This is a genomic window from Clostridium novyi NT, assembly GCF_000014125.1.
Lineage (GTDB): Bacteria > Bacillota > Clostridia > Clostridiales > Clostridiaceae > Clostridium_H > Clostridium_H novyi.
Window position 1 is genome coordinate 2398872 of record NC_008593.1, and the last position, 14089, is coordinate 2412960.

14 protein-coding genes and 1 riboswitch are annotated in these 14089 nt (G+C 29.2%); of the genes, 3 read left to right on the forward strand and 11 right to left on the reverse strand.

From position 1 onward, the window contains the following. Nucleotides 1-159: 159 nt before the first annotated feature. Entirely contained in the window at nt 160-1512 is a 1353-nt protein-coding gene (locus tag NT01CX_RS11145) for an MATE family efflux transporter (RefSeq protein ID WP_039223885.1), read from the forward strand. A gap of 41 nt (nt 1513-1553) precedes the next feature. Here the strand turns inward: NT01CX_RS11145 and thrB are convergent, their stop codons facing one another. From thrB to ribD, 8 genes are all read right to left on the reverse strand, one after another. Further along, nucleotides 1554-2453 (reverse strand): homoserine kinase, encoded by a 900-nt coding sequence (gene thrB / locus NT01CX_RS11150; RefSeq protein ID WP_011723151.1) that lies wholly within the window; start codon nt 2451-2453, stop codon nt 1554-1556. A 203-nt stretch (nt 2454-2656) separates the two neighbouring features. After that, the gene (locus NT01CX_RS11155; protein ID WP_039223888.1) at nt 2657-2851 is read right to left on the reverse strand and encodes a hypothetical protein; all 195 of its coding nucleotides are present in this window, start codon (nt 2849-2851) and stop codon (nt 2657-2659) included. 110 nt (nt 2852-2961) lie between these two features. After that, a complete protein-coding gene (locus tag NT01CX_RS11160) occupies nt 2962-3486 on the reverse strand; it encodes a spore maturation protein (protein ID WP_011723154.1) in 525 nt (174 codons plus the stop codon). 23 nt (nt 3487-3509) lie between these two features. Then, complete coding sequence (locus tag NT01CX_RS11165; RefSeq protein ID WP_011723155.1) at nt 3510-4085, reverse strand: nucleoside recognition domain-containing protein; 576 nt, start codon at nt 4083-4085, stop codon at nt 3510-3512. Between the two features lie 260 nt (nt 4086-4345). Then, the gene (gene ribE, locus NT01CX_RS11170; protein ID WP_011723156.1) at nt 4346-4807 is read right to left on the reverse strand and encodes a 6,7-dimethyl-8-ribityllumazine synthase; all 462 of its coding nucleotides are present in this window, start codon (nt 4805-4807) and stop codon (nt 4346-4348) included. Nucleotides 4808-4811: 4 nt separating this feature from the next. Continuing rightward, nucleotides 4812-6056, reverse strand: coding sequence for a bifunctional 3,4-dihydroxy-2-butanone-4-phosphate synthase/GTP cyclohydrolase II (locus tag NT01CX_RS11175; RefSeq protein ID WP_011723157.1), 1245 nt, complete (start codon nt 6054-6056; stop codon nt 4812-4814). Between the two features lie 13 nt (nt 6057-6069). Beyond that, nucleotides 6070-6711 (reverse strand): riboflavin synthase, encoded by a 642-nt coding sequence (locus NT01CX_RS11180; protein ID WP_011723158.1) that lies wholly within the window; start codon nt 6709-6711, stop codon nt 6070-6072. Next, on the reverse strand, nt 6696-7814 hold the full coding sequence (gene ribD, locus NT01CX_RS11185; RefSeq protein ID WP_039223897.1) for a bifunctional diaminohydroxyphosphoribosylaminopyrimidine deaminase/5-amino-6-(5-phosphoribosylamino)uracil reductase RibD: 1119 nt from the start codon (nt 7812-7814) through the stop codon (nt 6696-6698). Before ribD ends, NT01CX_RS11180 begins: the two co-directional genes overlap by 16 nt. Before the next feature lie 281 nt (nt 7815-8095). After that, nucleotides 8096-8215: riboswitch (FMN riboswitch) on the reverse strand. Nucleotides 8216-8444: 229 nt separating this feature from the next. On the opposite strand from ribD, the gene NT01CX_RS11190 reads away from it, so the two are divergent. Continuing rightward, nucleotides 8445-8687 carry a hypothetical protein gene (locus tag NT01CX_RS11190; protein WP_011723160.1) on the forward strand — a complete coding sequence of 81 codons (243 nt, stop codon included), beginning with the start codon at nt 8445-8447 and terminating at the stop codon, nt 8685-8687. Between the two features lie 54 nt (nt 8688-8741). Here the strand turns inward: NT01CX_RS11190 and pepT are convergent, their stop codons facing one another. Together pepT and NT01CX_RS11200 are read right to left on the reverse strand one after the other, a co-directional pair. Continuing rightward, nucleotides 8742-9965, reverse strand: coding sequence for a peptidase T (gene pepT / locus NT01CX_RS11195; RefSeq protein WP_011723161.1), 1224 nt, complete (start codon nt 9963-9965; stop codon nt 8742-8744). 100 nt (nt 9966-10065) lie between these two features. Then, the gene (locus tag NT01CX_RS11200; protein ID WP_039223903.1) at nt 10066-11001 is read right to left on the reverse strand and encodes a DUF6263 family protein; all 936 of its coding nucleotides are present in this window, start codon (nt 10999-11001) and stop codon (nt 10066-10068) included. Nucleotides 11002-11368: 367 nt separating this feature from the next. Between NT01CX_RS11200 and NT01CX_RS11205 the strand changes: the two genes are divergently transcribed. Then, a complete protein-coding gene (locus tag NT01CX_RS11205; RefSeq protein ID WP_242648492.1) occupies nt 11369-13549 on the forward strand; it encodes a sensor histidine kinase in 2181 nt (726 codons plus the stop codon). A 26-nt stretch (nt 13550-13575) separates the two neighbouring features. Here NT01CX_RS11205 and NT01CX_RS11210 read toward each other — a convergent pair whose 3' ends face one another. After that, entirely contained in the window at nt 13576-14082 is a 507-nt protein-coding gene (locus tag NT01CX_RS11210; RefSeq protein WP_011723164.1) for a Gx transporter family protein, read from the reverse strand. Nucleotides 14083-14089 lie beyond the last annotated feature (7 nt).

Here is a 14089-nt window from a genome sequence, read left to right on the forward strand (position 1 = left end):
GTTTATCAACAGCCTGAGAAACTATTAGATTTTTCTAATAGTTTCTTTTTTTATGCAAAAATTAATTAATTTATACCGAAAACAACGTTCCATTTTCTAATGATTTCCTATAAAATGATATTAATTCACTCTATTTATATATCAAAGGACGGTGATACTATGACTTTCAACAAAAAAACTATTAAAGACGTTCTATCCCTTGCCCTTCCCGCTGTAGGAGAAATGATTTTATATATGACCATAAGTGTTCTTGATACAATGATGGTTGGAAAATATGGAGGACAAGATTCTGTAAGTGCTGTTGGATTGAGCGTTGAAATACTATACACATTTATCAACATATTTATAGCTGTGGGTATATCCATTGGTATTACCTCTATTGTTGCTAGACGTTTTGGAGCTAAAGAGTTTGAATCAGCTGAAGAATATGCATCTATTGGTTTTTTCATAGGTCTTATTATTTCACTTATAATTTCTCTATTATTATTTACAAAGTCAAGCAGTATTCTTCGCATTGGTGGAGCTAAAAATAATGTTATACTTCTTGGAAATACTTATATGAAAATCATAGCTTTAGGCTCATTTTTCACTATGCAAACCAGTATGTTAAATGGAGTTCTAAGAGGTTATGGAAATACAAAAACTCCGCTGATTATTTCCCTTATAATAAACATAATAAATATTCCTTTAGATTGGGTTTTAATATTTGGTAAGCTAGGCTTTCCTGAACTTGGAGTAAAGGGCGCTGCAATAGCAACATCTATAGCTCAGCTTTCTGGATTTTTATTTGCTGTTTTTTATATAATTACAAAATCTAAAATAAAGTTAAAGTTTAAATATATAATAAATTTAAATCTTACAAAATTAAAAGCACTTTTGGTTCTTGCTATTCCCTCTTCATTTCAAGAAGCTGCCTTTGATGTTAGCAGACTTTTAAGTACATTTATGATAATGCGTCTTGGCGAAACTTCCTTTGCAGCAAATCAGATAACTACAACAATAGAATCTGTATCATTTATGCCTGGTTGGGGATTTGGAGTTGCAGCAACTACACTAATTGGTCATAAAATAGGGGAAAAGAACTTTAAAGAAGCTAAAAATTACGCTTACACTTGCACAATCCTTGGAACAATATTTATGGCTTTATGTGCATTAATGTTTTTAATAGCACCTAATTTCCTCATTAAATTATTTATAACTGAAGGTGAAAAACAAGTTATTCATTTAGGATCACTATGTCTAATGGTTGCTGCAATTGAGCAAATTCCTATGGGATTATCTCTTATACTTGGAGGGGCATTAAAAGGAATGGGTGATACTAAAACACCTTTTATTGTATCACTTATATCTAGTTGGCTAATTAGATTGCCTCTTATGTTCTACTTTGTATATATTGCAAAAACTTCTGTAGTCTATGTATGGTGGATTACAGGGATTCAATGGATAATCGACGGCACTATTATGTTTATATTGTTTAGAAAAACTTTAAAGAAACTAGAAACTAATATATAAAAATATACTTATAACATAAGAATAGGTAATCCCTTTTGGAATTACCTATTCTTTATAATCTCTGCCCCTGTAAAGTTAGGCTTTAATAAATGTACTGTCCACTCATCCTCTAAAGTATCTAAAAAGTTCTTCATTCTATCATAAAATTCATTGTTGTCTTTATCTATAAAGGCTATTAAGGTTGAACCTGACCCACTTATAAATTCTGCAAGAGAGCCAAATTCATAAGCTTTTTTAAATATATCATCAATATTTCTAATTAAAGCCCCTCTATATTTTTGATGTATTTTATCTTGCATACATAATCTTAATTTTTCTATCTCTCCATTGTTCATAACATTTACTAACATTGCAGCCCTAGATATGTTAAATACACATTCTTCTCTTGTATAACTATCTGGTAGAACCCCTCTAGCCTCTTCCGTACCTAGTTTATAATTAGGTATCATTACAAAAGCTCTTAATCTATCAGGAACTGTTACATTAGAATATATTACATTATCCTTGTCCATTATAGAAACAGTCATTCCTCCAACAATTGCAGGAACTACATTATCAGGATGTCCTTCTATACTTACAGCCTCTTTTATTATTTCATCAAAAGACATAACATTTCCCATTATAGAATTTGCAGCAAAAATTCCTCCTACTATACATGTAGCACTACTTCCAAGCCCTCTTGACATAGGTACATCACACTTAGATAAATTTATTCTAAATCCTTTGTATTTATAATTATGCTTATTTAATGTGTTTAAAAATGTTGTATATATTAAGTTTTCTGCTAGTGGAATTTCTGATAGCTCTCCTTCTTGTAACATTTCAAATCCAGATTCTATTTCTTCTACCGTTATTTCATTATAAATATCAAGAGCCATTCCAAAACTATCAAATCCAGGTCCCATATTTGCAGTTGTTCCTGGCACTTTTACTTTAATCATATATGTACACTCCCCTTTAATGAGTAAATTCCTAAACGTATTTTTGTATGTGTATAAACTACACTTGTATGTATAAAAGATAATTTATCTAATAATAACATATTATTACGATGTTTTCAAACAATTGGAATATAACATATTTAAAGTAATTTTCACTATAAACAAAATAGGAATTAACTAGGTTATCCCTAATTAATTCCTATTTAATGATTAATAATTTTGTTCTTTTCATAATATACTAAGCTGCGAATAAATTCTGAAGTTACTCCAACTGTTAATCCTAATGCTAGAAATAGCATCATATTACCAAATACAGATCCAAAACAAGCTCCTAAACAAGCTCCAAGTCCTGCTTTTTCAAACAAGGAATCTGTATCTTGAAATAATATTTTCTTCATTTATTATCCCCTCTTTATATGTATTTTTTACATTTTCATCTATATTTATTATATATAATATTTTATTTAAAAAGGTTTCATAACTGTAACATTTAGTATTCAATTTTTGTCTATTTTACAAATATTCTACTAGCTATTATAACTGCCGCTATTACTGCTGTTAAATCTGCCATTACAGCTGCCCATACAGTATGTCTTATCTTTTTAATATTTATAGACCCGAAGTAAACAGTAAGTGTATAAAAGATTGTTTCGGTAGAACCTATTATTATAGACGCTACAAGTCCAATATATGTATCAGCTCCGTATTGATTTAATATGTCCATAAATACTCCTTGTGCTCCACTACCTGATAGTGGTTTTACCATAACAAGAGGAACAACTTCTGGTGGAAGTCCAATAAATTTAACTACTGGTCTTACAAAATTTATAAAGTATCCTAAAGCTCCAGAACCTCTAAATACTCCAACAGCTAATAACATTGCTAAAAGATAAGGATATATGTTTACGCATAACTTTAGTCCATCCTTTGCTCCTTCTATAAAACATTCATATATTTTAACACCTTTTATCATGCCATATATGACAATAAATCCGATTAATATAGGTACTATAGATATTATAAAGTATTTCAATTTTTTACCCCCTTATTCAAGTATCAAAAAAACTTTTCTAAAATCTTGCAATAAACAACGCCCATAATAGCTGCAATTCCAGTTGTCATTATAGCTGGCAGGATTATAACACCTGGATTTTGAGATCCACAGGCTGCCCTCATTGAAATTACAGAGGTTGGTACAAGTTGAATACAAGCTGCATTTAACACCAAAAATAACGCCATATCATTTGTTGCTGTATCTTTTTTAGGGTTAAGTTTTTGTAGTTCTTCCATTGTTTTAATTCCAAATGGGGTTGCCGCATTAGAAAGTCCAAGCATATTAGATGTTAAATTCATTATCATACTTCCCATAGCATCCTTGCTTTTTGATGCATCCTTAAATAAAAATCTAAGTAATGGCTTTAATGGAATTGCAAGTTTTTCTGTAATGCCACTTTTTTGTGCTATCTTCATAACACCACACCAAAGGCTCATCATTCCAACAAGTCCAATTACAAGCTTAACTGATGATTGGGTAGAACTTATTATTGATTTTGATAAAACTTCTCCATTTCCAGTAGCTAGTCCAAAAACTATTCCTATGCCAAGCAGAACAAACCATATAATATTTATCATCTATTATCACCTCATTTACCCATATACTTTTCTATTTAATATATATGAGGGGTTGTCTAAATCTATAACAAAAGTTTATATTTATTTGCACCTATACTTAAACACAATAAAAATAGCCTAAACTATTTTAGAAAAATAATTTAGACTATTTTTATCACTTATTCTAATTTTTAATTACACTTTTATAAATCTAGGATGTTAATCTATATATTTTAAAAAATTATAATACAATTTTTATGTTTATAATATCTTACCTTATACTATATTTCACTTAGTAAGTTAGCCATTTCAATTGCAGTTACCGCTGCTTCATAGCCCTTGTTTCCAGCCTTTGTTCCTGCTCTTTCTATAGCTTGTTCTATATTATCTGTTGTAAGCACTCCAAAGATTACTGGAACTTCTGTATCTAATGATACATTTGCAATTCCCTTTGATACTTCACTTGATACATAATCAAAGTGTGCTGTAGAACCTTTTATAACTGCACCTAAACATATTACTGAATCATACTTTTTAGTTTTAGCCATTTTCTTAGCAACTAGAGGTATTTCAAATGCTCCCGGTACCCAAGAAATTTCTATTTCATCTTCTTTTACTCCATGACGTTTTAGGGCATCTAACGCACCTGATAATAATTTACTTCCTATAAATTCATTAAATCTACCTACTACTATTCCATATTTCTTTCCTTCTGATATTAAATTTCCTTCATATACTCTCATATTATTATGCCTCCTTGATTGATTTATCATATTTTTTTATGTTTTTAAAGTTTAGAATGTGTCCCATTCTCTCCTTTTTAGTTCTTAAATAAAATTCATTTTTCTTGTTACATTCTATTTCTATTGGAACTCTTTCTACAATTTCAATTCCATACCCTGATATTCCTGATACCTTTTTAGGATTGTTTGTCATAAGTCTTACTTTTTCAACTCCTAAATCTTTAAGAATTTGAGCTCCTATTCCATAATCTCTTAAATCCTCTGGGAATCCTAAAGCTAAGTTGGCATCAACAGTGTCCATTCCATTGTCTTGTAGCTTATATGCTTTTATTTTGTTTATTAAACCTATGCCACGACCTTCTTGTCTCATGTATAGTAATGCTCCACGACCTTCTTTGTTTATTTGTCTTAATGCTTGTGCTAATTGATCTCCACAATCACATCTTAATGAACCTAATACATCTCCTGTTAAGCATTCAGAATGAACTCTAATTAAAACTGGTTCTCCGTTTTTTATATCTCCTTTTACTAATGCTACATGTTCTTTTCCTGTTAATTTGTCCTCATAACCTATAATTTCAAATTCACCATATTTAGTTGGAAGACTTGCACTTCCTTGTCTTTCAATAAAGCTTTCTGTCTTTCTTCTATACTCAATTAAATCTGCTATAGTTACTATTTTTAAATTATGTACCTTTACATATTTCATAAGATCAGGTACTCTTGCCATTGTTCCATCTTCATTCATAATTTCACAAATAGTTCCTGCTGGAGTTAGTCCTGCTAATGTTGCAAGGTCTACAGCAGCTTCTGTATGTCCTGCTCTTTTTAGCACTCCACCTTTTCTAGCTCTTAGTGGGAATATGTGTCCTGGTCTTTGAAAGTCTTTAGCTTTAGCTCCTTTTTCTACAGCTTTTGTTATTGTTAACGCTCTTTCAAATGCTGAAATACCTGTAGTTGTTTCAACTGAATCTATAGAAACTGTAAATGCTGTCTCCTTAGTATCTGTATTGTTTATTACCATTTGGTATAAGTCTAATTCCTTAAGCTTTTCTTCTGTCATTGGCATACATATAAGTCCTCTTGCATACTTTGCCATAAAATTAATAGCTTCTGGGGTAACCTTTTCAGCAGCCATTAAAAGGTCTCCCTCATTTTCTCTATCTTCATCATCAACTACAACAACCATTTTCCCATTTTTAATATCTTCTATAGCTTCCTCAATAGTATTAAATTTAAATTGTTCCATTTCTATTCCTCCCTTAAAAAAATCCGTTTTCTTTTAAAAAATCTATATCAATTGTCTTTTTCTTTTCTTGTACCATTAAAAGCTTTTTAATATACTTTGCAATAACGTCACATTCTAAATTAACTTTGTTGCCTGTCTTTTTACTTGTGAGTATTGTCTCACTTTGAGTATGCGGTATTATACAAACTTTAAAAATATAATCATCCACATATGCAACAGTAAGACTTACCCCATCAATTGTTATTGACCCCTTAAAAACTATACTTTTTAAAATATCATTACTTGTTTCTATGCTTATCCATATAGCGTTGCCTTCATTTGAAAATTCCTTTATTACCCCAACACCATCAATATGTCCGCTAACTATATGTCCTCCAAATCTTCCCCCGAGTGCAAGGGCTCTTTCTAAATTAACTTTATCCCCCTTTTTTAATTCCCCAAGATTACTTCGTCTTAGAGTTTCTCCCATAACATCTACAGTAAAACTTTTACTATCATATTCTGTTACAGTAAGACATACTCCATTTGTACATATGCTATCTCCCAAATTCACATCTTCTAAAACCTTATTTGCATCTATTTTTATTCTTGCATTTTCACGATTTTGAAATATTGAGTTTATTGTTCCTATTTCCTCTACTATTCCTGTGAACATACCTTATTCTCCTTTTTAACATATCCTTCTATAACCACATCTTCTTGAAAATTTGATATTTCTATATCATGAAGAGTTACGGCATCACTTATCTTTTTTATACCCTCTCCAGCCACTGAAGTTTTAGCATCTTGTCCACCTATTATTTTAGGAGCTATGAAAGAAATTACTTTATCAACTATTCCCTCATTTAAAGCCGAATAATTAAGAGTGCCTCCCCCTTCTAATAAGATGCTATCTATATTCATTTTTCCAAGTTCAATTACTAAAAATTTAAGATCAACTTTTCCATTTTTTATTGGAGTTATTATTACTTCTGCTCCCTTTTTCTTTATTTCTTCTATTTTTAGTTTATCTGCAAGTTTAGTTGTGGCTATAATGGTTTTTTCTTTAGAATCTAAGTTAAGAACCTTAGAATTTAGTGGTATTCTTCCTTTACTGTCCACAATTATTCTAGTTGCATCTCGTCCAGTCTTTTCTTTTAGTCTAGTTGTAAGACTTGGATCATCTTTAAGCACTGTTCCTATACCCACCATAATTCCAGCAACTCTATGACGTATTTCATGAACGTATTCTCTTGAAAGTTCATTACTTATCCATTTTGAATCTCCCATTACTGTTGCAATCTTTCCATCTAATGTCATGGCCGTTTTTAAAATACAAAACGGCTCTTTTGTTGTAATATATTTTATAAAAATCTCATTTATCTTTTTTATTTCTTCTTCAAATACTCCTACAATAACCTTGATTCCATTTTCCTTTAAAATATTAATTCCTCTACCTGCTACTAGTTCGTTTGGATCTCTCATTCCAACTATTACTTCTTTGATTCCACTTTTAACAATGGTATTTGCACAAGGTGGAGTTTTTCCATAATGGGAACATGGCTCTAATGTTACATACATAGTTGCCCCAGTAACATCTTCTGTTGCATTTTTTAATGCGTTCACTTCTGCATGAGCTCCTCCAAAACGCTCATGATAACCTTGTCCTATAATCTTGTTATCCTTTACAATAACAGCTCCAACTAATGGATTTGGATATGTATATCCTACACCTAGTTTTGATAACTCAATTGCTTTTTTCATAAATTTGAGTTCCACTAAATCACCTCCCATAAGGCAATATTTAATTGTCTATATAATATCTATTTTTTATTTTCCTAAAGGGATTTTAAACATTAAGAGAATTTTCTGATTAACAAACTTGCTATTTAAAGAATATTCTGTAAGATTTGTTTTTTAGATTTATTAAAAAATTAAGCCCTGAAAATTAAAACTAATTTTCAGGGCATGTTATATTCTACAAAATTATTAAAATAAATCTTTATTTACTAATAAAGATCATAGCAAATAAAAGCATTTATCCTAACTTTCTTAATAAATTAATCCTATTCTCCCATCCAGACTTTACTGTCGGTCTTGGAATCTCACCAAATCAACCACTAAAGTGGCTCGCGGACTTTACCGCCGGTCGGGAATTTCACCCTGCCCTGAAGGATTAAATGTCTCCTTTATTAACTTGTCTAAATAAAATTTATCACTTTTTCACTATATTGTCAATACAAATTTTTATTTTTTGCAATTTTTATTTTCACTTATTTCAAATGATAGTATATTTGCTTATATTTACTTAACTCTAATCATAAACTTTTATATGGTTTTTTCTTGAAATTATATTTTTTAAATGCTACCATTAAATATATTTATCAATTTAATATTAGGAGGCATCATATGGTATTACATGATATTATGAAATATATAGAAAGTGAATATAACATCATTAACTCTACTCCTTGTGAAATTTGCGGTGATTCATATGTAGCCGAAAATTTAGAAGTACATATAATAGATAATATTCCTTATAATGTTTGCATTTGTGTTTGTCCAAGTTGTGGACATGAAAAAATATTTAAGTTCTGCGCACCATTTGTAAATGATGATATTTTTAACGAAGTAAAGAAAAAGTTTAATTAAAAAAAGGCTAAGATTAAAATGTTAATCCTAGCCTTTTTTATTTTTTATATTTAATTATTTTGAATAAAGCTCTATGATTTTTAAAATTACATCTACAGCTTTGCTCATTGCAAATGTAGGTATAAATTCAAATTTTCCGTGGAAATTATGTCCACCAGTAAATAAGTTAGGTGTTGGAAGTCCCATAAATGATAATCTTGCACCATCAGTACCACCTCTTATAGGAACTACCTTTGGAACTAATCCAACTTCTTCAATTGCCTTAAATGCTGTATCTACGATATGATGTACAGGCTCAACTTTTTCTTTCATGTTGTAATATTGATCATTCATTTGAAGTTCAACAGTACCTTCACCATATTTACTATTTAAAGTATCTACAACCTTTTGCATTGTAGCTTTTCTTTCTTCGAATTTTTTTCTATCAAAATCTCTTATAATATATTGCATTTTAGTTTCTTCAACTGTACCATTAAATGCTACAATATGATAGAAACCTTCATATCCTTCTGTATGTTCTGGCACTTCATTTTCTGGTAACATTGAATGAAGTTCGTTACCTACTGTTATTGAATTTATCATTTTATCTTTTGCAGAACCTGGATGAACATTTCTTCCATGTATAGTTAGCTTAACTCCTGCTGCATTAAAGTTTTCATATTCTAATTCTCCAACAGTTCCGCCATCTACAGTGTATGCAAAATCAGCATTAAACTTTTCAACATCAAAATAATCCGCTCCTGCACCTATTTCTTCATCTGGAGTAAAGGCAATCTTTACAGTTCCATGTTTTATTTCTGGATGGTTTATTAGATGTTCCATAGCTGTCATAATTTCAGCAACTCCGGCTTTATCATCAGCCCCTAAAAGAGTTGTTCCATCTGTTGTTATTAAGGTTTTTCCTATATAATCTTTAATTTCCGGAAAATCTTTAACCTTTAAAACAATATTTTTTTCCTTGTTAAGTATAATATCTTTTCCATCATAGTTTTCTACAAACTGAGGTTTTACATCCTTGCCACTCATATCTGGTGCTGTGTCCATATGTGCTATAAATCCGATTGTAGGAACATGATTTTCTGTATTTGCAGGTAAAGTTGCCATAACATATGCTTTACTATCAACAGATACATCAATCATTCCCATTTCTTTTAATTCTCTTGCAAGCTCTTTTGCAAGCACCATTTGTCCTTCTGTACTTGGATGTGCATTTGAATCTTCATTTGATTTAGTATCAAAGCTAATATACTTTAAAAACTTGTTTACTACAGCTTCCATTTACGCATCTCTCCTTATATAAATTTATAATATCCTAAAGCTTTTATCCTAATATTAATTATAATAAGCTTTAATAAATTTACAACCAGGAATCTCCATTCTATTGTTTTAAAACATTTACTGTTATCTTTTCTTTTGCAGAAACGGGAACATACTCAGCACCCTTGCTTGGATCTTTAAACATTATCTTTATTTTTCCTTCATATTCACTATCCAGTTCTTCCGTTTTAATCATTTTATTTTCTTGCCCTATTGTTATAGTACCCTTTTCCTTTCCCTTAATATCTTCATAACTTATTTCTACATCGTCCGCTTTAACAGGCTGTGCTGATTCTCTTTTCTTTATTTCTCCATTAACAATAATATCAGTGGTTCCTTCTTTACGCTCTTTTAAAGTATATTTCTCATCTACGTCCACTGGTAAATTAGCTAATACTTTATTTGTTTTTTCCCATTTATCTCCAGTATCAACTTTTTTATCAGAATAAAATCCTATTATTCTTTGTATTTTTTCTTCTAAAACTTCTTCTGAAAGTTCTTTTTTTATAAAATTTTTAATTAGTTCCTTTTTCTTTGGATCCTGTTCTTCTTTTAAAACAGCATTTCCTATATCATCAATTCCCATAACCTTTTCCACTTTACCGTTTTCCGTTAACTTAACCTTAAAACTTTTTCCTAAAAATTTAGAGTATATTGACTTGTCTCCCTCTAAAAATATACCTATATCTGATAAATATTTTTTCAAATAATCTTTTCCTTTAATATAAGCATCAATATCAATAGAATCAATTGTTACTTTTATTTCCATATCCTTAGCATTATTTACATCATTTACACTACACAAAAATGCTTCTCTGCTCTTTAATTCTATAGACTCACTTGATGGTCCTTTAAAACTTCTATCACCATCAATTTGCATTCTAAAAGCTTCTCCTTTTTTTAGTTCTAATGTCATTTTTTTTGACATTTTAACACATCCCGATAAAATACTACATAAATATACCATTAAAATTAAAAATATAAGTTTTTTCTTCAAAAAATCCCCTCCTATCATAACTATTCTTAATATATTATTAACTTTTATAAAAATTTTATTGATTTTTAATTATATTTTTAAAAATATTTAATTTTAATAATTTAATTATTGAAATCTCATAATTCTAGTGCTAGAATTATCACATATTTACAATTTTATTTTTTTGTAAATATGACAAAAATTTATTGTTTTATGGAGATTTCAGTTAATGAAGTACAAAATAAGTTTCATTAAATTTTTTTACATTCTTTTTTTTATTTTTACCCTTTTTAATAGTTTTAATTATGATGTTTTTGCACATGATATAACGCCAAAGCATATTCTCATACTTAACTCATATGATAAATGCATTAAACGTTCACAATATATGATAGATTCATTAATTCCTATATTAAAATCATCCAATGAATGTTTAAATATAACAGTGGAATATATGGATACTAAATCTTTTAATGACTGTCAGTGCATAGAAAATATATATACATTTTATAAAAAGAAGTTTCTCCACAAGAAATTTGATTTAATTATTTCTATTGATGATGATTCACTTAACTTTTTAACTAAATATAGTAAGTCACTATTTCCTAATACACCTGTAGTATTTACTGGAACACATTATATTAATGAATCAACATTAAAAGGAAACCCTCTTTTTACAGGTATGATTGAACGTCCACCTCTTAAAGAAACTATAGATGTGGCATTATCTTTAAACAAAAACACTAAAAATGTAATAGTTATAAATGATAATTCATTAAAAGGATTATCATTAAAAAAATTATTAAATTCTATTATTCCTATTTTTAAGGGAAAAGTTAATTTTATATTTTTAAATAACGTTAACTTACTTCATGATAAAGATTTTTTAAAAAAATATCATAAAAATAGTGTAATTTTGCTTTTATCAGGATTTACAACAAATTATAGTGACTATATTTTTATTGATTCCAATACAGTATTATCTACTAAGTACTTAAATATGCCCATATATAGCATTTGGGAAATGTTTTTGGGACATGGAGTCTTAGGTGGGAAAATGATTTGTCGTGAAAAAGAGGCTAAAGTTTTAGGAAATATAGCTATTAAAATATTAAAAGGTGAAAATCCAAACAACATTCCTATAATTAATACTCCTATTGGAAATTATAAATTTGATTATGAGATTATTACTAAATTTGATATTCCAAGCACACTGCTTCCTTATAAAAGTTCATTTATAAACTTAAAACCTTTATCTTATACTATACCTAAGATATTAGTTTTATTGTTTGTTATTTTCATTATTGTACTATGTTTTCTTTTATCCACTAGTATTTATGAAAAACATAAAACTAGAACTGCTTTAATTGAAAGTGAAAAAAGACTTAGGACATTAATTAATTCTACGCCTGATTTTATATGTCTTAAGGATGGTGATTGTAGATGGCTTGAAGTCAACAGAGCAACCATTGATTTTCTTGACCTTAAGGATATTGATTGGAAAAACAAAACCACAGCAGAATTAATAAAATCAAGAAATACACATAAGGACAGACTTGAAAAATACGAAACTTTTGACATTTTAACTTTAGAGAAAAGGTCTATGATTAATTATCAAGATGAATTCCTTTTAGATGACGGCTCTAAAATAACTTTGGATATATTTAAAATACCTGTATTTGATTCTAATGGTAATCCTTCTGGACTAGTTACTATAGGACATGACCTAACCCCTCGCATTGAAGCTGAGGAAAACAAAAAACTTTTAGATGAAACTATTTCTTACCATCAATTAAGAACAAAGTTTTTTGCAAATATATCTCATGAACTAAAAACTCCTCTTAATTTGATTTTAAGTGCAATTCAATTTCTACAATCAAAAGGTGGAGATGACTTTTTAAGGACAAACTTTGATAAATACGGTGATGTAATAAAAGATAATTCTTATAGAATGGTTAGAATAATAAATAATCTTCTAGATATAACAAAGATTGACTCAGGTTACTTTGAAACTCATTTTGATAATTATAATATAGTTGAAGTAGTTGAAGATATTTGTCTATTTTCTTCTTCATATATAAATTCTAAAAATCTACAATTCGTTTTTGATACAGATACAGAAGAAAAAATTGTAGCTTGTGATCCTCATTTAATAGAACGAACTATATTAAATCTTCTATCTAACGCAATAAAATTTACAAAGCCTGGTGGAAAGATAACAGTTAATATATACGACAAAGGAGATTTTGTTGATATTTCCATAAAGGATACCGGTATTGGTATTTCTAAAAGTCATCAAGAGATTATATTCGAAAGATTTTTTCAAATTGATAAGTCATTATCAAGAAACCAAGAAGGTAGTGGCGTTGGACTATCTCTTGTAAAGTCTTTTGTTGATTTACATAAAGGCTCTATAAAATTAAATAGTGAAATTGATCGTGGAAGTGAATTTTTAATCACTCTTCCTGTGACTTCACTAAAAGATAGAGACATTCTTATCTATTCTGATATATCACCATATGAATTTAAAAGTGATCAGTTAAACATAGAATTCTCAGATATATACTAAAGGCAAATGATAAGCTTCTTTTGCCTTTAGTTTTTTATGTTTAACCTTTTTATAAAAGGTAATAAAAATTTTCCTACAAAACCTATAAATATTCCCGTTCCTATACCAGCTACAAGTAATATAGGTAAATATGATACAATCATAGCATTATTTATAATTATTCCAGCAACTATAACTTGCCCTATATTATGAAATACTGAACCCAATACGCTGATTCCTATAATGCTTACATTCTCTTTTCCTACTTTCTTTAATGTATACATTGCAAAGAAACTTAAAATTCCCCCTGCTATACTATACATAAAAGAGGACATATTTCCCCCTATTAATGTAGATAGTAATACTCTTAAAACCACAACAAGTAAAACCTCATTGAAATCCAACATGTAAAGAGCCATTAAGGTTATTATATTTGTAAGTCCAAGCCTTGCACCTGGTGCTATAAATGGTATAGGTAGCATTCCCTCAATAACATGAAGAACAAGTCCCTGTGCTACAAGTAATGCAATCCAAGTCATTTTTTTAGTTTTCATAACTTTT